This window comes from Lactococcus lactis (genome assembly GCF_029023865.1).
GTDB lineage: Bacteria > Bacillota > Bacilli > Lactobacillales > Streptococcaceae > Lactococcus > Lactococcus lactis.
Genome location: NZ_CP118969.1, coordinates 2,032,089 through 2,057,067, shown reverse-complemented (window position 1 = coordinate 2,057,067; position 24,979 = coordinate 2,032,089). Strand labels below are relative to the sequence as shown.

Below are 24,979 nucleotides of genomic sequence, written 5' to 3'. Positions count from 1 at the left end.
CTAGGAGGAAAAAACATGAAAACTTGGAAAAAAGTTTCGCTCATCAGTCTGACTTTGGTTGGTGCAATAGGATTAGTCGCTTGCGGTAATTCTGCTTCTGGCTCGAAAAATACCCAAACGAAAACGCTGACAGTCGGTTATTGGAAAGGCTCTGATACCGAAAATGCCACTTTTGATAAATTGGTTAAAAATTTTGAAAAAGAAAATAAAGTCAATGTTAAACCCAAAGTCTATACGGATATTACAACCCAACTTCCGACTGATCTTTCTGGTGGAACTGCTCCCGATGTTTTTTACATTGACTCTTCTTTCTGTCCTTATTTGCAAAAGGAAGGTGTCTTAAATGACCTATCAAAAGTTGTCAATAAAGATGATTTTTATTCATCAATTGCTAAAGCATTTGAAAGTGATGGAAAAATTTACGCTGCACCAAAAGATGTATCAACTTTAGCAATTTATGTCAATAAAGACATTTTTGCTAAAGCAGGAATCGATGTAAATTCAATCCCAAAATCTTATGAAGAATTTATCAAATGGGCGCCAAGCGCTCAAGCGAAAATTGATGTAGCTTACGGCAAAGGCAAAATTTATTTGATGAATATGAATGCTGATTTGACCAGAAACTGGCAATTTATCACAGCTGATGGACAAAATCCAATTACAAAAGCTGGCAAAGCAGATTTATCAAATCCAACCATTTTGAAAAATCTGGGAACTGTCGTTGATATGTTCAATACTGGAGCAGTAGCGACGCCTCAACAAGTCGGTGTCGGTGATGAAGGTGCTGGTTTTGGAAATGGAAAATTTGCCATGGCGCTGACAGGAAACTGGAATTTCCAAGTTTTCAATACTCAATACAAAGATCTTCATTACACAATCATTCCTAACTTAACTTACCAAGGAAAAGAAATGACCATGCAATACACGGTCGGTTGGGGTGAATACAAAGATACTAAAGCAAAATCACTTGCTGACAAATGGATTCAATATGTCACAGGAAAAGATGGAATGTCAACTTGGACAAACGGTGTTGGGACACTTGCGACGCGTCCAGATGTTGCTGACAGCTCAACTTTCTTAAAAGCAAATCCTTTACTTCAAGTCCATCAAGATTCAATTAAATTTGCAACCCCTTGGCAAGATGGGACCAATCTGACAACTCTTGTTTCATCATACGGAAACTTTATTCCAAATGTTTTCAAGAAAGGGGCAACCGCTGCCGACTTGAAAGCCGCAATGAAACAGGCAGACCAAGATGCCAATAGCAAAATATCAAAATAAAAGTCATTCTGTCAGTAAAATTTAAGTCCTGTCAGTAAATTCGCTATAGTATAGAAAGCAAAATTTACTGACAGAAGCATGAAATTTACTGACTAAGCTCTATAAAGACAAAAAGAAAGGATTTGCTCACATCATATGGAAAAACAAAAATCGAGTAAAAGAGCCAGAGGTGAAATGATTCAAGCTTATGGATTTTTAGCTCCTGCCCTTCTTGTTATTCTCATATTCTTTGTGCTGTCAATTTTATTTGCAGTTTATTTGTCATTTAACAATGTCAATCTTATTGCGCACAATTATCAATGGAATAATTTTAAAAATTACACTAACCTTTTAGGGGATAAACAACTTCTTCGAGCATTAGAAAATACAGGTTTCTTTGCTTTAGTTGTGGTACCAGTTCAAACGATTATTGCTTTGGTCATCGCTTATATTTTGGCAAATAAAGGCATTAAAGGAAAAACTGTTTTTCGTTTAATTTATTTTTTACCGACATTGACAAGTTCAGCAGCTTTGACTTTAATCCTCATGTTTATTTTTAATCTAAATGGTCCAATCAATGGTCTCTTAGAAAGCCTTCATCTGATTAGCCAACCAATTAATTTTATAAATGACACCAATTGGACTTTAAAGGTAATCATGATAATGAATATTTGGTCAACAGTACCCTATTTTATGACCATTTATCTCGCTTCTTTGGTTGATTTACCAGATTCAATGTATGAAGCTGCTGAAATTGATGGGGCGAACGTTTTTGATAAATTACGTTATATCACCATTCCTTATCTTCGACCAATTACTACCTTTGTGTTACTGACAGGGATTATTGGAACTTTTCAAATGTTTGACCAAGCTTATATTTTTTCGGGTGGAACAGGTGGACCAGCTAATAGTACGCTGACCGTCAGCCTTTTAATTTTCCAATATGCTTTTGGTCAAAATAATCAAATGGGCTATGCAGCAGTTATTGCAATCATTTTGGCAATTATTATCTTTGTAGTCGCTCGAATTGCTGAGAAATTAAACGGAGGAAACGGTTTTGAAAAGAACTAGAAAACAGAGTCTGCTTCGAACGCTGCTCTATGTGATTTTAATTGTTTATGCTTTTATTACTTTTTATCCCTTCATGTGGGCTTTAGCCGCATCTTTTAAACCATTATCTGAGATAACGAGTGGAAGTTTATCACTATTTTCAAAACACTTTACGATTGAGCAATACCGATATCTCTTTAGTCCAGCTTCTGGTTCAATGTTTACGCAATGGTTAGTTAATTCAGTGATAGTTTCGGTTATTGGCACAGCAATCAATATTTTTCTAAATACAATGGCAGGATATAGTCTAGCAAGATTAACATTTCCAGGGCGTAAACAATTTTATTATGGAATTTTAGCCATGATGATGGTACCTGCTCAAGTACTCTTAATTCCCAATTATTTGATTATCAAAAACTTAGGAATGTTAGATACTTTTTGGGCGCTGATTTTACCAGCAGCGATTAATATTGGAAATATCTTTATGATGAGACAATTTTTCTTAAGCTTTCCAAAAGATGTTGAAGAAGCTGCCCGAATTGATGGATTATCTCGTGTTGGAACATTTTTTCGTATTGTAATGCCACTTGCAAAGCCTTCAATCGCAACGCAGGCAGTCTTTGTTTTTATGGGATTTTGGAATAACTTTCTTTCACCAATGTTATATTTACATACACCGAGCAAATTTACTTTAACAGTTGGTCTACAAATGCTCCAGTCAGCTGATCAAGGCGGACAGATGTGGAATCGCGTCATGGCTGCTTCAATCTTAACAATTATCCCAATTATCATTTTGTATATTATATTTAACCGTTATTTCTTACAAGGAGTTCGAATGGACGGAGAAAAATAAAAAAACGTTCATCCGAACGGTTTTTTATCTTATCCCACATAAAGGTAAACAGAGAAGAACATGAGCATTGCAGCCAGTAAAACAAAGAGGTGCCATACCACATGGGCAAAAGGAAATTTAAAGTGATAGATGAGTGCTCCAACAGAATAAACAACGCCACCAGCGACTAAAAGCCAGAAACCTACGGGATGCAGGGCGTTCCATAAAGGATAAATGACAATTAAAATCATCCAACCAAGAACGACGTATAAAACGGTTGATAATTTTGGTGTTTTACCCCATTTTGGTAAGTAGATTGATGTTAAAACAATCCCTAAAATAGAACATATCCAAATAACTGCTAGGACAATCCAACCTAGCCAATTGTTTAAAGCAACTAAACAGTAAGGGGTATAAGTTCCAGCAATCAAAAAGAAAATTCCGTTGTGGTCAAAAACTCGAAAGACTTTGACTGCTTTAGTAAAATGTAAACTGTGCGCTAAAGTTGAACATAGAAAAAGAATGACTAACGAAGCTCCATAGATTGTAAAAGCAACCACTTCAAGTGCAGAACCAGATGCGGCACCTTTAATGACAAGGAGAACTAATGCTGCAATTGCTAGACCAGTTCCTGCTCCATGAGTAACTGCATTGAAAATCTCATTGAGAATCTGATAGGTTTTTGAACCTTGTGTTTCTTCCATTTGGTCTCTCCAATTTATTGATTTATTCAGCTTTTGAGCAATTTTTAATTTCTTTTTGGAATCAAAAAAATAATATTATCAACCTTTTTTGCTCTTTCCAACTGAAAATTTGTTATAATATATGATAGCACAAATTGTATAGAAAAGGAATTGGACTGCCGACTTTCTCCTATGAGAAAAATGGGAGTTCAGATAGTAAATATGCCAATAAAAATTGTGACAGATTCATCCATTACGATTGAGCCAGGAATTGCTCGTGAACTTGACATTACTATTGTTCCGTTGTCAGTAACGATCGATGGAACAATGTATTCAGACGACGACTTGAAGTTTGAAGATTTCATGGTCAAAATGGCTGCATCAAAAAACTTGCCTAAAACAAGTCAGCCACCAGTTGGTGTTTTTGCCGAGGTTTATGAAAAAATTGCTGCTGAGGATGATGAGATTATCTCCATTCATTTAACAGAAGCATTGTCAGGAACAGTAGAAGCAGCACGCCAAGGGGGAATGCTTTCAGGTCGTAACGTAACGGTCATTGATAGTGACTTTACTGACCAAGCACAAAAATTCCAAGTGGTTGAAGCAGCGCGCCTAGCAAAAGCAGGAGCATCTAAAGAAGAAATTTTAGAAAAAATTAAATATATTCGAGAAAATACAGAGCTTTTTATCGGATTTTCAACATTAGAAAATTTGGTTAAAGGTGGTCGTGTTAGTCGAATGACAGGACTATTTGGAAGTCTTTTACAAGTTCGCGTTATTGGAACTTTGAAAGACCGTGAATTGAGTACTCTTTTACGTGGACGTGGAAGTAAAACTTTTTATAAATGGCTTGAAGAACTTTCAGATTCTATTAGTAGTTCTGGACGTAAAATCCGTGAAATTGGAATTTCTCATGCTCAAGGTTTAGAATTTTCACAAAAAGCGAAAGAAGTTTTGCAAAAATTTGTTGAAAAACCTATTTCAATTTTAGATACCAACACGACAATTGCCACACACACAGGTCCTGGAGCTTGGGCAATTATGATTGATTATGAATAATAAATCTAAAAATATGATGAAAAATTTTATACGTACATTTGCCGGCTTGTTGCTGGCAATTTTGCTAATTTTAGGATTCTTTTTGCTTGTTTTTCCAAAGGCAGGTGACCGATTTTCAGCTGACAAAAAAGTTTCAACTCTGTCAGAAAAAAATCTGACTTATGCAGCTTTAGGAGATTCACTGACAGAAGGAGTTGGAGATGCCACAGGACAAGGTGGTTTTGTCCCTTTATTTGCCAAAGATATTGAGAATAAGACAGATAGCTCTGTCAGTAGTCAAAATTTTGGGAAAGCTGGAGATACAAGTACTCAAATCTATAATCGTATGATGAAAAGTAAAAAAATTACTGACGGCTTAAAAAAGGCTGATATCATTACGATTACCATTGGAGGAAATGACGTCTTAAAGGTCATTCGTGATAATGTCAGCAAACTCTCATCAATGACAGAAAAAGATTTTACTAAGCCAGAGCAACTTTATCAAGCACGGGTGAAAAAATTATTAGATAAAATTCGCGAAGACAATCCCAAAGCGCAGATTTATGTCCTCGGAATTTACAATCCTTTTTATCTTAATTTTCCTGAGCTTACAGTCATGCAGAATGTGATTGATAGCTGGAATACAGCGACTGCTGGCGTTGTAAGTCAAGAAAAGAACACTTATTTTATTCCAATCAATGACTTACTTTATAAGGGTTCAGGAGATAAACAAGCGGTTGAATCTGGCAGTACATCCGATGCAGTTTCCAATAACTTACTTTATACAGAAGACCATTTCCACCCAAATAACGTAGGTTATCAACTTATGGCTGATGCAGTATTTGCAAGTTATAAGGAGGTCAACCAAAAATGACTAAGCGCTTAAAGAAAAAAGCAAAACCAGTTGTTTTTCTAGCTCTTGTTCTTGGTTGTGCATTAATTTTATCAGGAGTTCTTGGTTTGGCGGGGCATTTAAACGAACAAGAATCGTCTAAAACAAAAAAGAAAAGTCAATTGTCAGAAACTAAAAGGAGTTCAACTTCCCCAAAAAATATGGATAAAAATATTGAGCAGATGACTTTGGAACAAAAAGTTGGTCAGTTATTTATGACAGGAATGCCAGCAAATAACTATACTCAGGCAACTTTTGATGCGATTGAAAAGTATCAAGTAGGTAGTATTATTTTGACTGGTCGCTCTAATCTCAGTGTCCCAGAAATGAAAGATATTACTGACAAACTACAAGGCTTAGCACCGGCTAATCGCAAACTCTTGATATCCTGTGACCAAGAGGGAGGAAATGTTCAAGTTCTCCAAGGTCAGGGTTTTTCACAGATTCCTGATGGATTAACTCAAGGAAGTTGGACAGCTGATAAATTACAAAAGGAATCACAAACTTGGGGAAGTGAACTTTACGCAGCTGGAGTGAATTTTGACTTAGCACCAGTTGCTGACCAAGTTTTATCTGCCGACTTTGCTCCACAAAATGCTCCAATTGGCTATTGGAGTCGCCAATATGCTTATGATAAAGCAAGTATCATAAGCCATGCTCAAGCATTTACGGAAGGCATGAAAGCAGCCAAGGTTTTGACAACTGCTAAACATTTTCCAGGGCTTGGAGCGGTGACAGGCAATACAGATATCAGTGCAGGTGTTAGAGATGACCAAACGAATTCCAATAGCGAATCTGTTCAAATTTTCAAAGATTTAATCTCTTCTGGGACACCTTCGATTATGTCCGCAACCGCTATTTATGATAAAATTGACCCTAATCTTCCCGGTGCTTTTTCATCCAAAATGGTTGATGGTTTACTACGGAAACAATTAGGCTTTGATGGTTTGGTTATTACAGATGATTTATCAAATGCTGTCCAAGTACAATCATGGACGCCTGGTCAAAGGGCAGTTTTAGCATTGTCAGCAGGAAATGACCTTGTTTTAGCAAATGAGCCTACACAAATTCCAGAAATGATCTCAGAAGTTTTGCAAAAGGTAAAAGCAGACCCAGACTTTGCTAAAAAAATCAGTCAATCAGCCACAAGAGTGATTAAAGTAAAAGAAGAAATGAAACTTGTAGAATAGAGAAGCAAAATGGAAAATAACGAAAATCAAACAAGAAAATCAAAAACAAAAAATTCCACTAAGCCAAAAACTGAAAAAGAAGAAGGCCTTAAAAAACGTCCTATTTGGAAATGGCTCTTTATTATTCTTTTGGCTCTGAATATAGCTGGAGTTGTGTTTATTGCCATTCGCATGACTAGCCCAAGAGATCAAACGGTTCTCAATCAAAAATCAACTAATAGTTCAGACCAAAAGGTTGCTCAGATTACGAGCACAACTTCGCAGCTTAATGAATTGATAAATAGTTATTTAGAAACTTATCAAACTAAAGAAATGACTTATAAGTTTTATATTTCTAATCAACAAGCAGTTCTTGACGCATCTTATAAACTTTTTGGAACCAAAATTCCACTTTATATTTATTTTGAACCTCTGGCACTCTCAGATGGTTCAATTAGTCTATCTGTCCAAAATATTTCTGCTGGAAGTTTGAGTTTACCAACTTCAGAAGTTCTGCAAATTGTTAAGGCATACGACTTGCCAGACTTTGTTCAAGTTGAAAGTAAGAAAAATCAAGTGGTCATTAATTTGTCCAAAATAAATGTCTCAGGTAATCTTTATATTAAAGCGAATCAAATTGATTTAGCCAAAGGGAATTTTGTCTTTGATTTCATGAAAAAAGCCTGAAAAACGCATTAAAATGGCATTTTGACTTGCAAACTAGGCTAAGATTTGCTAAAATGAAAATTGCCTATGTTTAAGGTAAAAAACAAATGGAGGACATTTCTAAAATGGCTAACAAACAAGATCTTATCGCTGAAGTTGCAGCAAAAACAGGATTGACTAAAAAAGATTCAGAAAAAGCAGTTAATGCTTTTGGTGAAGTTGTAACTGAATTCCTTGCAAAAGGTGAAAAAGTTCAATTGATCGGTTTTGGTACTTTCGAAACTCGCGAACGCGCAGCTCGTGAAGGACGTAACCCACAAACTGGTGAAGCAATCAAAATCGCTGCTACAGTTGTTCCTGCATTCAAAGCTGGTAAAGCATTGAAAGACGCAGTTAAATAATTATAGCTATAAAACATCAAGTATCACGCTAGTTCGTGGTACTTTTTGTTTTTTTTAAAATGAAAAATGGGCACAAAAGGGGCATAAAATAAAAGAACTGTCAAAAGCTCAGTTCTTTTTATTTAGTATATCTATTATCGAAGATTTCATATTTTCGGTAACGTGAGTATATATAGCTGTTGTAGTCTTACCTCCGTCTTTATGTCCTACTCTATCGACAATTGCTTTGAGGGGAACATTGTTTTCTGCCAGATAGCTTATTAATGTATGACGGAAGATATGGCTTGATAGATTCTTGTTTATTGGCGATTTAAGGCGAGAATTTGCTCTTTTAATTGCAAGGTTAAAGGAGTTTGTCTGCAACGGAATACCACGCTTAGAAACGAAAATATAGCCCATTTCGTTATAATCGTTTCTTACAGATTTGGACAAATTATTTTGTTCAATTATTTCGTCTAATATCTCTATTTCTCGGTCACTCAAATCTACTGTTCTAAAACTAGATGCGGTTTTAGGAGTTGTTTTAACTCCTTTTGAATAACCAACCGTTTTATCTAAAGTACCGTGAATGTCTATTTTTCGTTCACTTCTTTTATAATTTTCTTTTTTTAAAGCTATCGCCTCTCCCATTCGACATCCATTCAATGACATGAACTCAGCAAGTAAAGCCAATCTACGAGTGTTTGGCCTGCTGTACAGTTCTGAAAGTAGGGCTTTTAATTCGTTTTGTTCAAGGTATTTATTTTGTATCTTCTCTAAATCCTTTACTGTCTGAATCTTTTTTGGAAGTTTAGCTTTTCGAGCTGGATTATATTCAATGTATTCTAAATCAACAGCATAATCAAATATAAGATTTAGGGTTGATTTTGAGCGTTCTAACTTGCTACGAGGACAGTCTGCATCATTTATAAATTTTTGTATAACTTTAGATGTAACATTTGATATTTTAATTTCCTTGTCAAAATAATCAATTATAAAATTAAAAGAACTTTGAAGAGCACTAATGGAGGATTGTTTTATTGATTTTTTATAAAAGCTCCACCATTCTTCAGCTATATCTGTAAATTTAGCATTGGAAGTAGAACTGTTATTAATTTTAGATTCTATTTTTTCAAGGAGTTCTGCCTGTGCAACTTTCTGTGCTCGTGGAGTTTTTTTATCAAGGGTAACAGAAACCTTTTTTAATTTTTCTGTCAATGGGTCTCTATATCTTTCAAAATATTTGTACTTACCATTCGCTAAATCTTCTATCCACATTTGATTTTTATACCTCATTTCTGATAAAATGGTATAGTAAAAAAGCTTCTTAAAAGCTTTTGTACTACTTTATAGTTTAAATCCGCCCGCTCCGTCCAAAGAAAGGGTGGATTTTTATCTATGTTATTTATTAATGTTTGCTATTGCATAGTCAGCTTCAGTTGAGGTGAATTGTTCATAAATTAATTGTTCCCTTAGACCAGCATCGGAAAAAGAATCATAGCTCAAATAATCTTGGGCTTTTTTTAATGCCTGAATATTCCAATCAGTCTTTATATTATCAATTGCGTATTGAGCAGCGGTATCAGGGTACCCTTCGTATAATAGTTGTTCTTTAAGACCCAATTTTGAAAATGCGGTATAGCTTAGATAGTCCTCTCCTTTGCTAAGTGCATCCTTATATTCCCTAGGAAGTGCGGCTTCTCGGGCTGCGGCTTCATCAGCCGCTTTTCTTGCTGCATCCTCTTTTGCTTTAGAGTCAGCCGTGGCTTTTTCTCTTGCTGCGGCATCCTCTTTTGCTTTAGAATCAGCTGTCGCCTTTTCTTTTGCCTTAGCATCAGCTTCGGCTTTAGCTTTAGCTTCTTCATCAGCTTTAGCCTTAGCTTCTGCGTCAGCCTTTGCTTTGGCATCGGCTTCTTTTTTCTTAATTACTTCAGGATTCTGTTTGATAGTAATTTCTTTAGTGGTTTTACCACCACCATTTTTTGCAGTTATTTCAACTATATCTTGATCATTTACTTCGTCTAGTTCATATTTTAAAGTAAAATTACCATCTTTATCAGAGGTCACTTTATCACCTATAATACCATATCCAATTTTTACTTTGGTATTTGGTGTTGTTTTACCAGTAATTTCAGCAGTTTTTGAATTATCTGCGACAACAGACCCAGGAATTTCAAGCGTAGGTTTATTACTTGATTCGGTTGTGCTTTTTTCGCTATTCTTTGACCCCGAATTACTACTCAGAGAACATGCAGCTAATGAAATAGCAGTAAGCATAGTTACTCCAATAAGTGCTATTTTTTTCATAATGTTTATGTTCCTAATCTAGCTTTTTATGAGAATCAAGATATTGCTCGTTTTTATATTTGCATTAAGCATCAAAAATTTTAAAAACTTATTTTATTTATGATTTTCTATAGCTTGTTTAATTTCGTTTTGATATAAAGCGATATCAATGGTGGTATCTATCTCAAATGTACCAGCATCACGAATTTCTATTAGGTTTTTTGTCGCTTTTTGATAAAATCTAAAAACCCATTTTCTATTATTATCATCAATTAAAATTCCAAAATAACTCTTTGTATCACGATAGTATAAACGTGAAGGATCTATGAAGTCTTTGGAAGCAACTTTAAATACGGTGAAAGCTTCAAGTTCTTCAGGAGTCGTAATGATTCCATCGTTAGGAGTATTTTCTGATAATTCTTCAGATTCATCAATTGTCTTTGTTTCTACACTTGTATTCAAAGCTGCCGAAAGTTTTTCATTTACCCTTTCAGTAATAAATTGGTTGAAGCCTTTTTTAATGATTGGAGAAAATTTTTCAAGAGTACTCTTGGTTTTTATTCCGTCGTATATTTGTGATACCAAATAAGCTACAAACCCTTCAGTTGGGTCGTTTAAGTTATCAGATAAGAAATTTTTCAAGTTATTAAGATACTTTAGCTCGGCAGCAGAAGAAGTAATTTTATCTACATCAAAATTTTCTTTATGAAATTTTGCTAATTCTAAAAATTGATTGTCTTTAATATTTGTGAGGTCGATGGTCAAAAAAGGAGTAGAATCCATTTTGTTTTGTTCGTCAAGATCTGTATAAAAGCGATATTCTCTACCATTTGTTAAAAGTCCAAATTTAGAGCTTGTAGTGCCAAAGTATCGGAATAATTGTGAATCATGATTTGTTAAATTTTCATTAATAGACTTACATTCAATTAAAATTTGTGGTGCACCATCAATTACCATAGCGTAATCTACTTTTTCACCTTTTTTAATACCAACATCTGCGGTGAACTCAGGGACAAATTCAAGAGGGTTAAATACATCATATCCCAATGTTTGAAAGAAAGGCATTATAAAGGCATTTTTTGTTTGCTCCTCATTGGTAATGTTTGGTGCAAGCGTCTCAATTCTTGTGCCAAGAGACTTAAGTGCATCTTTTAATTTGTTTATTTCCATGAGACTTCTCCTACCAGTTTAGTGATGGTGCACATTATTTACCTAGCTTTTATTGAGTTTCTGGGCATTGCTCATAAGTCCTATAAAATTAATTGTGATTGATTCTCAGCAGCGATTTGTTCCATCTCCTGAGAGGCCATATCATAAAATTCTTTTACAGATAGTTTAAATCTAGTTAAAAATCGTTCTGGAGTATAGTAGCAAGCGTTATAGTCGATTTCTTCTAAATAATCGACAGCCTTACAATGTATCATGAATCTATTTGCCTTAGCTTCATTAATGATATGCAATTGACTTGGACTTAGTTTAGAAAGTGTACGTCCTTTAATTTTATGTCCGCATTCGTGTAATATTACGCATTCAGTTTCATCTTCACTTAGACCTAGTCTAACAAATACAATTCCGTTTTCCGATTGACACTCTTCGGCATAAGGAACATAAAAACCCTTATCGTGCAACTCAGGAGCCCATATTAAGACTATTCCTGTTTCACGCAAAATATCGTGATAGTCCATATAAACTCCTTATTTTTTGTTCTTACCTGCAAAATAACCAGCTAGAAGGCCTTTTATTATTTCCTTATCATGATCATCCATTGGTTGACCTGAATAACCTTCTGCATTATCAATTGCTTCAAGAAGTTCAGGAGAAAACTGAGGCCCGTCAATTTCTTCTCTACCTAGCAAATAATCTACAGAAACATGGAAGTAATCCGCTATTTTAGCTAAATCCTCACCTTTTGGTTTACGAGTTTTCCAACCGTAAATAGCATTTTCGCTGAGACCGATATCTATTGCAACTTTTTGTAAGCTAATCTTTTGGTTATCAGCTAAATTTTTTATTCTTTCAAACGTAGTCATATCAAGCCTTTCAAGGTATCACAAAAAAATATTTTATAATTTTGAATAAAACACTTGACAATGTTTATGAATTTGTATAAAATAGTTTTTGTAAAGATAAATAGTTATTTTTATAAATGAAAGATAAAGAAAACCTAAATAAATACTAATGAACAACGCCGCCAAGCTAGTTTTATAAAGTGTTTTATAGGCTCTTTAACTATGCTCTTATTTTATGACATTGAATAAAAAAAGTCAAGAGTTAACTACGAAAAATAATAAAAATACTTTACTAATACTTTGAGAGGAGTAAAAAATGACGGAAATTGCATTAGAAAAAATGCGAACAGCAGTGAATAAATACCGTAAAGAATCTGGTATTTCAATTAAAACATTAGCGTTTGCACTTGATGGAATCAGCGAACAACAATTGAGAAATGCACTCAATAAAACTGATGGTGGTCCTAAGGCTATTGAAATGCTTGCAAAATTAATGGAAATTTATCCAATTAAATTTAAGTAAAGAAAGGAATAAAGCATGCCATACGCAAAAATAACATACCTACCTGTAGATAAAGAAGAAGACGCAGAATGGTGTGACAAAAAAGCATCTTATGCAGAAGTGGGAAGGCTTAACTAAAGGCACATTAACAGCTTGGCTCACAGAAATGAGAGATCAACCTGAATTTAAAAAAGGCGTACTCAATCCAACGCATGGTCTTGTCTTTATTAATAAAGAAGTATTTAAAGATTTTGTAGAGTGGAAAGAAGCAACTCGCTATAAAAGTTATAAAAAGTAGGAAGAAATATGCCTCTTGATACAGTAACTATTAAATCCATAATAACAACAAAAAAAGCCGAACATCTCCCCAGATAAACGACTTTAAACTATAAGTAAGGCAAGCCTTGTAGAGCTTTTCTTACTCTAATTATAACAAATTGGAGAATAAAAACAAAATGAATAATACAGCAAACAAAGAAACTTATATCCTTGACGATCCAATCGCTTTTGAACTTATGGACTTATTAAAAGCCAAAGCACGCCACTTTATCCAACTTAATGATTACGTATACCGGTTGTTTGACGGTCAATCAGTTGTGACTTTCACAACTTTAGAAAATGATATTCAAGTAGAAATGGTTAAGGGGTAAGAAAATGGCAACAATAGACGAAAAATTGAATGTACGTACAGAAATCGAGCAGGCAGTCGCAAAGCAATGCGATTATACAGAATTTAATCCATTGTTTGAGAATTTGTTTTTCTCTCTTAACTGGCTTGAAGAACGAGACGGTTTGAAATTAGAAAAAAACGACATCTACAAAGCGTTAATGACCGCTTACAGCGTAGGATTTAATCGTGGTAAAAAAGCTCACAAACCTACAAAATGGCTTGAAAAAGAAACCGAAGAATTTGAAAATTATTGGCAACTCTATGACACCGTAAAAAATCAGGCTATTAAAGATATATCAGGCGGAAGCGTTGCAAGACAATGCCGTGAATTTAATGCTTTAGTCACTCGTAGAATGTACGAAGCAGGAATGTCAGAAGAAAAGAAAAACTGGACTTCTTGGGATAAGTAAGGGGGCAAGACAGGCAAAAAGGATTGAGAAAATGACAAATATTATTAGAGCTTGTCCCTATGTGGCTGGTATTGATAGCTTAGGCGTGCGAAGTTTAAAAACCTATCATGCAGAACTTATAGACAAGCAGATTGAAAAGGTAGACCCATTAAACGCGAATACAGGCACCGTTGATTATTCTTTTAAAGTTCGCAAATATAAGCAAGGTGTCCGATTTGAGGGCGAAAAAGAGGGCGGAGAAATCAGTCTCTTTGATGAGGTGGATAAATGATAGAACACTACCAAGGCTACACGGCTATAAAACGGCACGGACGGAATAGTTTTAGACCGATAGGCAAACACCCGTTTAAGATAATTGACAACGCACGAGCGGTTAAATATGACTTAATACAGCAGTTCGAAGCAAGTACAGGTATTATCTTACCCAGCGGAGTGAAAAGCAACTTATGCACGCAACCAGTCCCCTTTTTAGGTAAAGAGCTGGCTATTATGAAATTACAAATAAAGGAAACTAAACCATGAAAATTACGATTGATGTCCTTGAAAATGAAGGCAATAAGGACAATTTAGAGTATCTTATCAGTGATACAAGCAACGAAGCTATGACTATCTTAATGTTTGCCTTGATTGGCGAAGCTAGACAGAGAGCAAGTTATGAGCAATTCTTAGAAACCATCACTAGAATTTGGGGGTATCTCAATGAAGATAACTGATTTACAGAAAATAGATCAAAACATTATTAAAATACTGGCAGACCATAAAGGGATTGATAAAGCAATTAACGGTAAAATGTTGGCTCAATCTCTAAATGTAGATTTACGGACGTTGCAATCAAGAATTGAATTTTTGCAAGGCAAGGGTTGCGCCATTGGCTCGATTGATAACATTGGCTATTTTTCCCCTACTAATGAAGAGGAGCGCACCAAAGGCATTACGAAAAAAGAAAATATGGCTTATAGCACTCTAAAAGCAGTCATGGGCGTTCGGAGTGCCTCACTTGACTGGTTAGATGAAATGATTGATTAGGGGAGATATGGAACTATTAACAATTCGCCTAAATAAAATAGTAGCTAAAAAATTGATGAAAGGGGCAGGAGAGACACTCATTTTGGAGAAAGAAGATTTCTATCAATATGTTTATCTTGTCCCTAATAATATGAGCTTTAGTGGTCATTTTGATTCAGTGCTTGATATCAGCGTGAGCCAACATTGGGAGATTTTTAACTTTCTAACCTCTAAATATCAAGAACAAGGCTACCAAAAAGTGCATTATAAACATCCAGCGCATCCATCCAATAAATTTATGAAGTTTCTTAATAAGCTGCAGCGTGATCAATTTGAAAAAGTCGCTACCGTTTATCGACAAAATACATTTGAGAAATTTAAAGATGAAATTGTGATGCATCAGGGCTTTTTAAATAGTAAGAACATGATGAAATTCATTATTTTAGGCAAAAAACACGGCTATAACTATAAATATCTCATGATGTGGGCCGTTTCAGAAATTGAAGCGACTTGTGAGGGAACTCAGAAAAAAGCCTTACTGGCTGATTTTATAGGTCTTGCGGATGAATATTTTGATGAAAAAGAAAGAGAGGTGTTGAGTGACTAATGTAGATGATGATTTTCAAACGATGATTAACAGCTACGAGGAAGAAAAAGCAAAAGCAGAGAGTAAGAAGTCAGAACAAAAATCACCTCAGAGCGATAAAATCGTTAAAGTTAAATTTGAAGCTGAAAATTTCGCCGTCAATCAGTATGGTAAACCCAAAGTAAATTCTTTAAAAAACATACGAATCGCCATAGAAAATGACAATATTTTAAAAAATCAATTTGTTTTTAATTCTTTTACACAAGAAATAGAAATCAGAACCCCTTTCAAGTTGAGAGGAGTAGAGATTGAGAATGATGGCTTAAAAGAGGTTTATATTACGGCTATTCTTGAACATTTTGAAGAAAAGTATGATGTTTTATTTGATAGTCGGCTTTTAGTCAATGTGATTAATAAAATTGCTTACGAAAATAAATACAATCCTGTTCAAGATTTCATGGAAGACTGTTACAAAAATTGGGATAAGGTCAAACGTGCAAGAAGTCTGTTTCCTGATTATTTGGGGGCGAAAGAAAGTGATTTAACCGAACGAATGACCAAACTGTTTTTTGTTGGGGCTGTCAGTAAGGTTTATCATCCTTATGATAAGTTTGACTTTGTTTTGGATTTGGTAGGAGGACAAGGCTCTGGGAAGACGACCTTTCTTACTAAAATGGGGCAAGGGTGGTACACAGATTCAATGAAAAACTTTGATGATAAAGACCAATTAGTTATGATGTTACGTGCTTTGATTGTGAATGATGATGAAATGGCAATCAGTAACAAAATACCCTTTGCGGATTTAAAGAAGTTTATCACTCAAACCGTGCTTTCTTTCAGGGCGCCCTATGGCACAAAGGTAGAAAATTATGCCAAAAACTTTGTCATTGCTCGAACAACTAACCATGAAGAATATCAAAAAGATAGAACAGGGGCAAGGCGATTTCTTCCCATTCATTGTTCAAAAGAGTTACAAAAATATCATCCTGTTTCTGATTTAGATGATGCCACCGTCCGCCAAGTTTGGGGTGAGATGGTTCACTACTACAAGGAAGGGTTCAGCTTTAAACTCTCAGAGGAAGAAGAAAAGCAACTCAATTTGGAACGGTCAGATTATGAATATTTTGATGAACAAGAAGAATTACTTGAACAGTACCTTGAAATTCCAATTCCTACAGATTTTTATAAAGTGCAAGGGAATAATACAAGAATGCATGAGCGGAGAGCCTATATTGGTTTTATTCTTCAATCCGGAGAGACTCCTAAACATGAGTTTAGAGGAGAAATCAAACCAAGAGAGTTTGTGACGGCTACATATTTCTATTGGGAAGCGATGGGGATTGAGACAGGGAAAGGAAGTTCAAAAGTAGTAGCCAAATTCAAAAATTCAATGAATAATAAAAATGGTTGGCAAAAAGCAAAAAGAATGGGAACAAGAGGCTATAAAAGAAAATAGGGGCATTTTAAAAGCCCCTAAAAGTTAAATGCCCCTAACAAATGCCCCTAGTTTAAACCATTGATATATAAGGTGTTAGATATACTAAGGGGCATTAGGGCATTTATATCTTAGTAAAATAATAGTTAGTGTTAATTATAAAAAGGGCTTGCTTATCACGGACACATAGTAAAGTTTTCAAAGTAAATGCCACTAATGAAAATATCGCTTTCAAAACTTGTCAAGCGTTGGTGCTATTGAGTTTTCCGAGGGGCATTACTAAATGCCCCCGTGGAATCAAATGCCCCTAAAAATAGGAGAAAAAACATGAATAACAGTTACCCCAAGACATGGTCAAGAATCATGACTCAAACAATCGCAGAGTTAAATAGAAAAAAGAATCTGACTCGGCTAGACTTAAAACGTGGAGCATTAGCCCTTGTAAAAGGCTTGAATGTACGAAACAAGAAAATCAATGCGGAAAGTGAAGCAGATTATATCAAAGCGGTTTGGGATAATTTCCAACTTTATGAAATGGCTTTGTCAGTCATTGGGATGCTCACGCCTAAAGAAATCATTGAAACCTTCCCGATTTACAAAAGATATGATGGCCATAAATACGAGACAAAAGATTACTTTAGTGTACAAAAATCTTTAGCAGCTTATGACCTGAATCAGCCCATCAATGCAGTGGATGATAAAGCTTTTGAATTTCTTTGGGATTATGACAACGATGATTTAGTAGAGTTCACTGTAGATTTCATGGGAGCCATGAGTCATATTAATCGCTTAGAAAAAGGCAAAGATTTGTTTTCTCAATTCTTAGAGGAAACGCAAGGGATAAAATCTCGTGTGATTGAAATTAAAGGGATTGAAGTCATTACTTTTGATAATGATGAGGAATTAGATTAAATAAAAAAGGCTGTCAATAAAACAGCCATAGGGAGGATAAAATGTTAAATTTTAAACCACATTCTAACATTCAGCGATTGAGATTAGAGAATCAAAAGAAGCTAGATAAAATAGATAAGACAATTAATCAATCTAATCACACAAAGCGCCACGGATTCAACGCTCTGTTTGGGGGAGGGATTCCAGTCAGGCATAACCGCTTGTCAAAGCCTGATTGGGTGAGTATCAAACAGACATTAAATCATGCTGCTCAATTACATCTAGAAGCTAAGCATTGCAATACAGTTGAACGTGAGGAATATATCCAGAAAGACATTGCAAAAGATTTAGATAAGATAATTAGAAACCTAGGGTTGTCATAGTACTCCTTTCGATATATCTATTATATCACGGAGGAAGCAATGTATATCAAGAAACCAAAGGCGAACTACTTGGGATTAAGTCATGAGCAATGGTTAAAGCTCAGGGACATCTTAGCTATCATCATGAGACATAAGCCACAGCCTTATCAATCCAATCTGATTATGTCAGCTCTTAATAGGATTGAAGATAAAGCACAACGAAGTATCTTTGAGTGCTACTACTTTAAACGTGAGGGGATTGTTTCTATTGCTAAGAGTAGAGGGCTAACGGAGCGAGTGGTTGGTCAGCTCCTTATACGAGCCGTACAAGCGTTCATTGAACAGTACGACGATGGACACTTACTCTTAATGTTTAAAGATTCCGAACTAGAAAACGAAGAAACAGAATAAATCTTATCTTTTCTGTCAAATATACCCCCGGGTCTAAAATAATTGGGTCTATTTCCAAATTTACCACAGACCGGTTGGGGTCTTTTAACCAAAAATAAAGCTATTTTTTTGATAGGGGGGGGTGTTAACTGAAAACAAAAATACAAATAAACGGCTCTGTTAAGCTATTTATAGTGTTTTTGTTGAAAAATGCGCTGAAAACGTTGAAAACACTCCAAAGTCAATAAAAATAACGATTGAGGAGATTTTGTAATTCTAAAAAATATAAGGGAAAAACCGCCCTAAAATGGTCAATATTGTTAAAATAACTGTTAAAAAACAGCTAAATGTTAACGAACTGAGAACAATTATTTAAAAATGAGGAGAACTAAAATGTTAGAAAACACACAAAAAATTTATCAATTAATTCTAGAGACAGAAAAGAAATTTAACGATGAAAAGGCGAAGCTGGTCAAAAGACGAGAAACGCTTCAGAAGAAAATTGATAGCAAGATTCCTTTTTCAAGTGCAGCCAAAAAACGTGAAGCAAGATATGAAATTGAGGAAATTGATAGTTCACTCGAGGAGCTAGAACGAGATAAAAAACAAGCCGTTCTTGATTTAGAGGTATTGCCTCAGTTGAAAAAAGCTCATGATGAAGATAGTAAGACATGGGAAAGCTCAAGTAATAAAAAGATTGATAAGCTTTTAAATGACCTCAATTCTAAAATTATTCCTCTCATGAACGCTGCTGAAAAAGAGACTAGCGAATACAGAAGTTCAGAACGTGAACTTAGTAGCAACTTAGAAAATAAATTGAAAGAATATGATTTAGAACTTTTACCCTTACAATCTTATAAAGAAGCTCATGGAGAGCGGCATGTATCTGAAAGACTAAAAGGTATTCTCCGTGTTATTCACAAAGATTTTGATCCGAGACTCATCACGATGCGAGAAGTGCAAAAATATTACGATGAGATGAATCAGTATCGTGAAGAATATCGTCAAAAGGAAATTGAAGAGACGGGAGCTTATCATGATGATGGGGGTGGTCTTATCATTCTAGAAGAAACTAAATATAGAGCATGGCTTCGTAAAGAATATGGAGAATAGACGAAAGAAAAATGATATAATAGGAGTGTACTTTTTAAATAAAAAAACCGCTGAGACAACTCTTGGCGGTTTTACTATTTGTACTCTCTCAAGTGGAGTTGAGTGGGTTATGATATAATGACTTTACTATTTTTATGAATGTTAGGAGAGATCGTTATGCTAGATCATATTGATATTACAGTAAAAGATTTGAATCGATCAAAGGAATTCTACAGACCGCTTTTATCAGCATTAGGAATTAATGGTTTTAGTAGTGATGTTAACGGTGTGAAATTCTATGATAAAAAAGATTATATTTGGATTGACCAAGGCATTCCGAAAAGATTTCATTTTGCTTTTTCAGCTCAAGATAAAAAACAAGTTGATGATTTCTATCAATTAGCTCTAAACATTGGTGGTAAAAGTATTGGAGAACCTAAGAATCAGAATGATAACTATTATTCATGTTACATCTTAGATTTAGATGGCTATTTATTAGAGGTAGTTTATAGAAATAAAGATTAAAAATAAAACTCAGTGACTTAAACCCATTGAGATATAGTCCGCACTTCCAAATACTCCCTCATGGATGATATGAACTTTAATAAATTTCTGATAGTTGAGGAGAATTAAAAATAAAAGTATCCATTACGGATACTTTTAACTGCTTTTATTCTCTGATAGTACTGCTTTTACAATCTTATCAACTACCCCATCCAACATTTCACTAACTCGTTTTTGAAACTGCTCACTTGTAGTATAATTTATAATCTGTTGAGAAATAATTTGAATAATTTTTTTCCCAATTTTTACTCCTAAGGTTTGAATATTCATTTATTCCCTCCTTTTGTAAGTTTGCTTATTTTTTCTTTCAAAATTTTTTTCATAAATTTATTTTTGGTTTTTGAAGATAAAAAATTATAAGCAGCTAACTTTAGTTCTTCTTCTGAAATATCAGGATTGAGAGCAGTCTCAGCTTTGAGTGTAAAATAAATCGAAGTAGGATTTAGATCAATGCTATTATTAAGTGCAGTTAATTTCTTTTCAACTTCTTTTTCGACTTCTAAAGATAATTCTTCGTCCCAAATTTCTTTTGAAAAAGAATTTTTAGTTTTAAGAATTTCTTGATTGATATTATCTTTTAAAATAATTTCATTATTTTTTTTGAAATTGTCAATTTGATTTTCAGAACGTGTTATCAAATCCTGCGTATCCATAAGTTTACCTCGCTAAATATTTTACTATTATTTTACCTTAAAACTATTTTAAATACTAGTATCTATTAGTAGATGATGATTTTTATATTAGGAAATAGAAAGTAAGTTCAAGGGATAAGGAATATCAATTACCAATTTTTATGTATGCAACAACGAAATTTTCGGTCTCGCCACTTATGGCAGAAAGCTATACCGACATCACGTAGGTTGTGAACAATATCCAAAATTTACATGTTGTGATTCTTAGAAATTAAGAAAATAATCTCTGACTTCGGTCAGGAATTTTTTTATTTTTCAGAATATGGTATACTTTTTAATAAAACTAAAAAATGGTGGTAGTAATATGAAATTTGAAGGAACTTGGCTTGTTGTTATTATACTAAGTATTGAGGTTTTAGCTTTCGGCGAATTTGAGCAGTCTGATCAAATTCTTTTGATAGGGGGAATTTCTTTTATATTATCTACACTATTCGAAGCTTCTATTTTAATTAGACACTTTATTCAAAAGCAAACTAAAACATAACCCCGCTTCGGCGGGCGTTTTTTGTTTTTTATGGTAATTGCAACGACGATTGAATGCGAATAAACTGTAGTGTTACTTATAAACAAGTTTTTTGTTATAATATAGTTATGTGTAGAATATAAGGAGGTATCCGATATGTTCGATGGTACAAGTTGGCTTTTCAAAATTCTTTATTTTTTGACAGCGATGTCTCCTGCTTATTTCCTTTTTATTTTTACTCAGGTAAAATTAGGTGTGTTAGGTTCTATAGGTTTGTTCCTTATAATATCTTTGTGCACGATTCCTTTGAAGATTATGATTGAAAAGAGTGCAGATGAGGGAGTTAAAACACCCAAATATGAAGTGACTAAAATCGAGACAAAAAATGGTGAAATCCCCTCATTCCTTTTAGGAGTTATTCTTCCTTCGGTAATAGGAGGTGCAGATAACTTCATCATGAATTTAATAATTTTTATTGTTTTGCAACTTTGTTTGTTTATACTCATGATAAAAAGTAGTTCAATCTTGCCAAATGTATTACTAATATTTATGGGTTTAAATATTTTTGAAATGGAAGATGGAAAGTATATTTTTAGTTCTAGAAAAAAACTAGTGGAAATAGATGAAACTACTATTTCAATTACTAGATTGGGCGATTCAAATACTTGTAATACATACGTTAGGAAGAAAGAATAATGGAAATTATTAACATTGGATTAGGAATTAGACAAAAAAATGGGAAAACTTATATTGCTAGTTTATCGAATAGCAAGAAAGTTGCAGAATCTATCGAATCAGAGATATCTGAAAGTTATTCTGAACTGAATTATCAGATTGTAGAACCATTTGACTCGACTTCTTTAATTGACGAAACGGAGTATTATTTGGATCTAGAGGTTATTGGGGAAGAAGACTTATTGTACAACGTGTCTAAATTATTAGGTAAGGAAAATTTGCTACAAGAAGCTGATGTATTGAAATTAGATGAAAGTAGACTTAAAAATTTAAAAAGTAATAAAGAAAGTGTTCGTTTTTTCGTAATTGAATTAGATGAAGAATATTTATTCCTGGCTGTAAACTCAAGAGCTACAATAAAGGGGAGAAATTTCTTAAACCTATCAGTAGGTTCTAAAAATAATACAATAGAGATTGATTATGGAGTTCATATACCTTGTGAAATTACTGCAGTTCTGGAAAAAGAAAACTCACGTCTGTACGTTATGAATGTATTAGGATTTGAGAACATGCTTGGATTAAAATATGCTAAGAAAGAGCAAGCAGAAGAAGTTCTTAAGAGTTTTCTTGCTGGAAATTTAACAATCGGAAAAGAAGAGTATAAAGTATCATTCCAAGAATATGATAAAATCCATAGTACTGATATGGTAAAAGCTAGAAATATAAATAGATTATCTTCATACAAAGATGGACAAGCAGATTTTGAAATAGAAAAAATAAAAAATGCTGTTAATAAACTTCAAGAAAACCAACGAGTGGAATTTAAGGATAAAGAAATCATAGTAAACTCTGAGAATTTCAGAACTTTTACGGCAATACTTCATAATTCGATAGTTCTTAGACTAATATCTGGGGATTATAATATAATTTAAGATATGTTATTTCTCGTCCTCCGGGGCGTTTTTCTTTTGCAAAAAAATCCTACTAGCAGCGGACTAGTAGGATGATTTTAATAATGAAGGAGGTGGGAATTGAACCCACTAAATAAAAATATTCTCCCAACCATTTCGGGTTTCCTTCTTAATTGATAGTTTAAGAATACCAATAAAAGATAGCGTTGTCAAAAGAAATGCTCTAAGCGTTATTGGTATTTTTTCTTTTGTTTGATTTAAGAAACAAGTTTTATAATATAATTATTCCAAATATAAAATTTTTCATAAAGTTTACTCCTAAGCGTCCCTCTCCTAACTGGGGCGCTTTTTTCTTGACAAAAAATAATGATAGCGCTATAATAAATCATCCTGATATTTTATTTCCTTGAGCTTTCTTCATCCATGAGAAGCTCGTTATAAAATTTTTCTTAAATGCCTCCTCCCCCTTATGAGGCATTTTTTGATATAAAAAAGCACTAGCATTAAGCCAGTGCCGAAAAGTGATTAGAGCAAGGTATGAATAATATAGTGCGGAACTAGATTAACTTGCAATAACTTTTATAATATTATCAATTTTATGAACAATTGTCAATAATAATATGCTACAATATAATCGGGATGATTGTGGGATTGCATCCTATTTCTAGAGTTAAGCTGCTCTTCGGAGTGGCTTTTTTATTTTGCTATTGTTTTTAAATTTTAAAGTGTTATGATTAGCATAGGAGCTTAGTAGACTCCTTACTATATATCAGAGCTGCCCTCCTGCGTTTGGGGCGGCCTTTTATTTGCTATTGTATTTAAATTTTAAAGTGTTATACTAAGCCTATAGAGAGTTACTCATCTCTCTTAGGCATATTCCGTCCTCCTGTCATATTGGGCGGTTTTTTATATCAGTTTGACTTTATCTAAGTGTAGTGCTACACTTGCGCTAGGGAGTCAGTCACTCCCAGCTTATTTCAGTCACCCTCCCACATTTGGGGTGACTTTTTATTTACTATTGTAATAACTGATCAAAGTGATATACTTAACGTAAGGTTGGTACTTCGAAAGCACCGCCTGTCATCTTTAGCCGCTCAATTGTGAGTGGCTTTTTATTTTTCAATTAGTAGTTAGTTTGACTTTAACTATGCTTAGTGTTATACTTGCTGGACGGAAAGATTAGTTGCTTTCCTTACAGTTCATAAAACCCATGTCGTAATGATGTGGGTTTTATTAATAAATAGGCAGTTTGACATTGAGTATAATTAGTGTTACTATGAGAAAGTAGATTTTGTCATGAGTAAAATGTTTTATCGATTCACTTTTCGCAAAATGAGATTTACAATTTTGTCGAAAGGAAATAAATATTATGGCAAATGGAACAGTAAAATGGTTTAACGCAGATAAAGGATTTGGCTTTATCACTTCAGAAGAAGGCAAAGATTTGTTCGCTCACTTCTCAGCAATCCAATCTGATGGATTCAAATCACTTGATGAAGGTCAAAAAGTTGAATTTGATGTTGAAGAAGGTCAACGTGGTCTTCAAGCAGTCAATATCACAAAAGCATAATTATATTTGAAAATCGTGCATAAACTGGAGCAGTAGCTTCAGTTTTTTTAATACGATGTTGTAATTCTAGGATAGTATGTTATACTTAGCCAGCAAGAGGAAACACACACTTCCCTTTGCGTAAATTAGGGCCACTCTTTTATAGAGTGGTTTTTAATTAAGGTAGTATGTTATAATGAAAGTCTTAAACATAGGCGGCAGTAATGCTGCCTAACAGTTCTTTAGCTTAGTTGGTTAAAGTCCCCCGCTCATAACGGGGTTAGCGCTGGTTCGAGTCCAGCAAGAACCATAAAATAAAAGGGGCACAAAAGGGGCATAAGTCTTAAACTTCTATATGAATATGACGTTTTTTTGAAAATGTTCTAAATCTATTAAGGCTTATGTATCAATGTTTTAGGATACTTTATGAAAATCAAATATATTTATATCAGAAAGACGCAGTTAAATAATTATAGCTATTAAGCATTAAACACCGTAATTTTACGGTGTTTTTTTC

The 24,979-nt window shown here is 34.2% G+C and carries 34 protein-coding genes and 1 tRNA gene; 27 read left to right on the top strand and 8 right to left on the bottom strand.

Annotated features, from left to right (window positions below; all coding sequences use genetic code 11):
- Nucleotides 1-15 precede the first annotated feature (15 nt).
- The 3 genes from PYW37_RS10275 to PYW37_RS10265 all read left to right on the top strand — a co-directional run bounded on the left by PYW37_RS10275 (nucleotide 16) and on the right by PYW37_RS10265 (nucleotide 3,163).
- Nucleotides 16-1,281 (top strand): ABC transporter substrate-binding protein, encoded by a 1,266-nt coding sequence (locus PYW37_RS10275; protein ID WP_023188967.1) that lies wholly within the window; start codon nucleotides 16-18, stop codon nucleotides 1,279-1,281.
- 135 nt (nucleotides 1,282-1,416) lie between these two features.
- Nucleotides 1,417-2,331, top strand: coding sequence for a carbohydrate ABC transporter permease (locus tag PYW37_RS10270; protein WP_025016895.1), 915 nt, complete (start codon nucleotides 1,417-1,419; stop codon nucleotides 2,329-2,331).
- Nucleotides 2,318-3,163 carry a carbohydrate ABC transporter permease gene (locus PYW37_RS10265; RefSeq protein WP_032944360.1) on the top strand — a complete coding sequence of 282 codons (846 nt, stop codon included), beginning with the start codon at nucleotides 2,318-2,320 and terminating at the stop codon, nucleotides 3,161-3,163. The genes PYW37_RS10270 and PYW37_RS10265 overlap by 14 nt, the downstream gene beginning before the upstream one ends.
- 29 nt (nucleotides 3,164-3,192) lie before the next feature.
- Here PYW37_RS10265 and trhA read toward each other — a convergent pair whose 3' ends face one another.
- Nucleotides 3,193-3,846 (bottom strand): PAQR family membrane homeostasis protein TrhA, encoded by a 654-nt coding sequence (gene trhA, locus PYW37_RS10260; protein ID WP_021464201.1) that lies wholly within the window; start codon nucleotides 3,844-3,846, stop codon nucleotides 3,193-3,195.
- A gap of 201 nt (nucleotides 3,847-4,047) precedes the next feature.
- Here trhA and PYW37_RS10255 point away from each other — a divergent pair, with 201 nt between their 5' ends.
- The 5 genes from PYW37_RS10255 to PYW37_RS10235 all read left to right on the top strand — a co-directional run bounded on the left by PYW37_RS10255 (nucleotide 4,048) and on the right by PYW37_RS10235 (nucleotide 7,991).
- Nucleotides 4,048-4,884 (top strand): DegV family protein, encoded by an 837-nt coding sequence (locus PYW37_RS10255; protein WP_025016896.1) that lies wholly within the window; start codon nucleotides 4,048-4,050, stop codon nucleotides 4,882-4,884.
- Complete coding sequence (locus PYW37_RS10250) at nucleotides 4,877-5,737, top strand: SGNH/GDSL hydrolase family protein (protein WP_023188964.1); 861 nt, start codon at nucleotides 4,877-4,879, stop codon at nucleotides 5,735-5,737. The genes PYW37_RS10255 and PYW37_RS10250 overlap by 8 nt, the downstream gene beginning before the upstream one ends.
- Entirely contained in the window at nucleotides 5,734-6,945 is a 1,212-nt protein-coding gene (locus tag PYW37_RS10245; protein WP_023188963.1) for a glycoside hydrolase family 3 N-terminal domain-containing protein, read from the top strand. Before PYW37_RS10250 ends, PYW37_RS10245 begins: the two co-directional genes overlap by 4 nt.
- Before the next feature lie 9 nt (nucleotides 6,946-6,954).
- Nucleotides 6,955-7,611, top strand: coding sequence for a YpmS family protein (locus PYW37_RS10240; RefSeq protein ID WP_025016898.1), 657 nt, complete (start codon nucleotides 6,955-6,957; stop codon nucleotides 7,609-7,611).
- A 104-nt stretch (nucleotides 7,612-7,715) separates the two neighbouring features.
- Nucleotides 7,716-7,991 (top strand): HU family DNA-binding protein, encoded by a 276-nt coding sequence (locus PYW37_RS10235; RefSeq protein ID WP_010905402.1) that lies wholly within the window; start codon nucleotides 7,716-7,718, stop codon nucleotides 7,989-7,991.
- 108 nt (nucleotides 7,992-8,099) lie between these two features.
- Here PYW37_RS10235 and PYW37_RS10230 read toward each other — a convergent pair whose 3' ends face one another.
- The 5 genes from PYW37_RS10230 to PYW37_RS10210 all read right to left on the bottom strand — a co-directional run bounded on the left by PYW37_RS10230 (nucleotide 8,100) and on the right by PYW37_RS10210 (nucleotide 12,286).
- Nucleotides 8,100-9,248, bottom strand: coding sequence for a tyrosine-type recombinase/integrase (locus PYW37_RS10230; RefSeq protein ID WP_023188962.1), 1,149 nt, complete (start codon nucleotides 9,246-9,248; stop codon nucleotides 8,100-8,102).
- Between the two features lie 123 nt (nucleotides 9,249-9,371).
- Nucleotides 9,372-10,277: an Ltp family lipoprotein gene (locus tag PYW37_RS10225; RefSeq protein WP_023188961.1), complete on the bottom strand. Its 906-nt coding sequence runs from the start codon at nucleotides 10,275-10,277 to the stop codon at nucleotides 9,372-9,374.
- A 93-nt stretch (nucleotides 10,278-10,370) separates the two neighbouring features.
- Entirely contained in the window at nucleotides 10,371-11,426 is a 1,056-nt protein-coding gene (locus PYW37_RS10220; protein ID WP_023188960.1) for a type I restriction endonuclease, read from the bottom strand.
- A gap of 80 nt (nucleotides 11,427-11,506) precedes the next feature.
- A complete protein-coding gene (locus PYW37_RS10215; RefSeq protein ID WP_025016899.1) occupies nucleotides 11,507-11,941 on the bottom strand; it encodes a hypothetical protein in 435 nt (144 codons plus the stop codon).
- A gap of 9 nt (nucleotides 11,942-11,950) precedes the next feature.
- Nucleotides 11,951-12,286 carry a helix-turn-helix domain-containing protein gene (locus PYW37_RS10210; RefSeq protein ID WP_023163790.1) on the bottom strand — a complete coding sequence of 112 codons (336 nt, stop codon included), beginning with the start codon at nucleotides 12,284-12,286 and terminating at the stop codon, nucleotides 11,951-11,953.
- Nucleotides 12,287-12,581: 295 nt separating this feature from the next.
- On the opposite strand from PYW37_RS10210, the gene PYW37_RS10205 reads away from it, so the two are divergent.
- The 14 genes from PYW37_RS10205 to PYW37_RS10140 all read left to right on the top strand — a co-directional run bounded on the left by PYW37_RS10205 (nucleotide 12,582) and on the right by PYW37_RS10140 (nucleotide 20,133).
- Nucleotides 12,582-12,788, top strand: coding sequence for a hypothetical protein (locus PYW37_RS10205; protein WP_023188958.1), 207 nt, complete (start codon nucleotides 12,582-12,584; stop codon nucleotides 12,786-12,788).
- Nucleotides 12,789-12,879: 91 nt separating this feature from the next.
- Nucleotides 12,880-13,065, top strand: a complete 186-nt coding sequence (locus PYW37_RS10200) for a hypothetical protein (RefSeq protein WP_023188957.1) — start codon at nucleotides 12,880-12,882, stop codon at nucleotides 13,063-13,065.
- Between the two features lie 157 nt (nucleotides 13,066-13,222).
- The gene (locus PYW37_RS10195) at nucleotides 13,223-13,417 is read left to right on the top strand and encodes a DUF1655 domain-containing protein (protein WP_023188956.1); all 195 of its coding nucleotides are present in this window, start codon (nucleotides 13,223-13,225) and stop codon (nucleotides 13,415-13,417) included.
- 4 nt (nucleotides 13,418-13,421) lie between these two features.
- Nucleotides 13,422-13,847, top strand: a complete 426-nt coding sequence (locus tag PYW37_RS10190; protein WP_025016900.1) for a hypothetical protein — start codon at nucleotides 13,422-13,424, stop codon at nucleotides 13,845-13,847.
- A 31-nt stretch (nucleotides 13,848-13,878) separates the two neighbouring features.
- Entirely contained in the window at nucleotides 13,879-14,118 is a 240-nt protein-coding gene (locus tag PYW37_RS10185) for a hypothetical protein (protein ID WP_025016901.1), read from the top strand.
- A 247-nt stretch (nucleotides 14,119-14,365) separates the two neighbouring features.
- Complete coding sequence (locus PYW37_RS10180; RefSeq protein WP_023188953.1) at nucleotides 14,366-14,560, top strand: hypothetical protein; 195 nt, start codon at nucleotides 14,366-14,368, stop codon at nucleotides 14,558-14,560.
- Nucleotides 14,547-14,873 carry a helix-turn-helix domain-containing protein gene (locus PYW37_RS10175; RefSeq protein WP_023188952.1) on the top strand — a complete coding sequence of 109 codons (327 nt, stop codon included), beginning with the start codon at nucleotides 14,547-14,549 and terminating at the stop codon, nucleotides 14,871-14,873. The genes PYW37_RS10180 and PYW37_RS10175 overlap by 14 nt, the downstream gene beginning before the upstream one ends.
- 7 nt (nucleotides 14,874-14,880) lie before the next feature.
- Nucleotides 14,881-15,459 (top strand): hypothetical protein, encoded by a 579-nt coding sequence (locus PYW37_RS10170; protein ID WP_025016903.1) that lies wholly within the window; start codon nucleotides 14,881-14,883, stop codon nucleotides 15,457-15,459.
- Entirely contained in the window at nucleotides 15,452-16,894 is a 1,443-nt protein-coding gene (locus PYW37_RS10165) for a virulence-associated E family protein (protein WP_023188950.1), read from the top strand. Before PYW37_RS10170 ends, PYW37_RS10165 begins: the two co-directional genes overlap by 8 nt.
- A 306-nt stretch (nucleotides 16,895-17,200) precedes the next feature.
- Nucleotides 17,201-17,785 (top strand): hypothetical protein, encoded by a 585-nt coding sequence (locus PYW37_RS10160; RefSeq protein ID WP_023188949.1) that lies wholly within the window; start codon nucleotides 17,201-17,203, stop codon nucleotides 17,783-17,785.
- A gap of 41 nt (nucleotides 17,786-17,826) precedes the next feature.
- Nucleotides 17,827-18,147: a hypothetical protein gene (locus PYW37_RS10155; RefSeq protein ID WP_025016904.1), complete on the top strand. Its 321-nt coding sequence runs from the start codon at nucleotides 17,827-17,829 to the stop codon at nucleotides 18,145-18,147.
- Nucleotides 18,148-18,270: 123 nt separating this feature from the next.
- Nucleotides 18,271-18,537: a hypothetical protein gene (locus tag PYW37_RS10150; RefSeq protein WP_133278216.1), complete on the top strand. Its 267-nt coding sequence runs from the start codon at nucleotides 18,271-18,273 to the stop codon at nucleotides 18,535-18,537.
- A 372-nt stretch (nucleotides 18,538-18,909) separates the two neighbouring features.
- A complete protein-coding gene (locus PYW37_RS10145; RefSeq protein WP_023188947.1) occupies nucleotides 18,910-19,629 on the top strand; it encodes a hypothetical protein in 720 nt (239 codons plus the stop codon).
- Between the two features lie 156 nt (nucleotides 19,630-19,785).
- On the top strand, nucleotides 19,786-20,133 hold the full coding sequence (locus PYW37_RS10140; RefSeq protein WP_023188946.1) for a VOC family protein: 348 nt from the start codon (nucleotides 19,786-19,788) through the stop codon (nucleotides 20,131-20,133).
- Between the two features lie 135 nt (nucleotides 20,134-20,268).
- On the opposite strand, the gene PYW37_RS10135 is transcribed toward PYW37_RS10140, so the two are convergent.
- Both PYW37_RS10135 and PYW37_RS10130 read right to left on the bottom strand, forming a co-directional pair.
- Nucleotides 20,269-20,442, bottom strand: a complete 174-nt coding sequence (locus PYW37_RS10135; protein WP_023188945.1) for a hypothetical protein — start codon at nucleotides 20,440-20,442, stop codon at nucleotides 20,269-20,271.
- The gene (locus PYW37_RS10130) at nucleotides 20,439-20,825 is read right to left on the bottom strand and encodes a hypothetical protein (RefSeq protein WP_023188944.1); all 387 of its coding nucleotides are present in this window, start codon (nucleotides 20,823-20,825) and stop codon (nucleotides 20,439-20,441) included. The genes PYW37_RS10135 and PYW37_RS10130 overlap by 4 nt, the downstream gene beginning before the upstream one ends.
- Before the next feature lie 301 nt (nucleotides 20,826-21,126).
- On the opposite strand from PYW37_RS10130, the gene PYW37_RS10125 reads away from it, so the two are divergent.
- The 5 genes from PYW37_RS10125 to PYW37_RS10105 all read left to right on the top strand — a co-directional run bounded on the left by PYW37_RS10125 (nucleotide 21,127) and on the right by PYW37_RS10105 (nucleotide 24,772).
- Nucleotides 21,127-21,348, top strand: a complete 222-nt coding sequence (locus PYW37_RS10125; protein ID WP_074453842.1) for a hypothetical protein — start codon at nucleotides 21,127-21,129, stop codon at nucleotides 21,346-21,348.
- Between the two features lie 135 nt (nucleotides 21,349-21,483).
- Nucleotides 21,484-22,023: a hypothetical protein gene (locus PYW37_RS10120; RefSeq protein ID WP_023188942.1), complete on the top strand. Its 540-nt coding sequence runs from the start codon at nucleotides 21,484-21,486 to the stop codon at nucleotides 22,021-22,023.
- Nucleotides 22,023-22,934, top strand: a complete 912-nt coding sequence (locus PYW37_RS10115; protein WP_023188941.1) for a hypothetical protein — start codon at nucleotides 22,023-22,025, stop codon at nucleotides 22,932-22,934. The genes PYW37_RS10120 and PYW37_RS10115 overlap by 1 nt, the downstream gene beginning before the upstream one ends.
- Nucleotides 22,935-24,282: 1,348 nt before the next feature.
- Entirely contained in the window at nucleotides 24,283-24,483 is a 201-nt protein-coding gene (locus tag PYW37_RS10110) for a cold-shock protein (protein WP_010905424.1), read from the top strand.
- 215 nt (nucleotides 24,484-24,698) lie between these two features.
- Nucleotides 24,699-24,772: transfer RNA gene (locus PYW37_RS10105), tRNA-Ile, on the top strand.
- Nucleotides 24,773-24,979 lie beyond the last annotated feature (207 nt).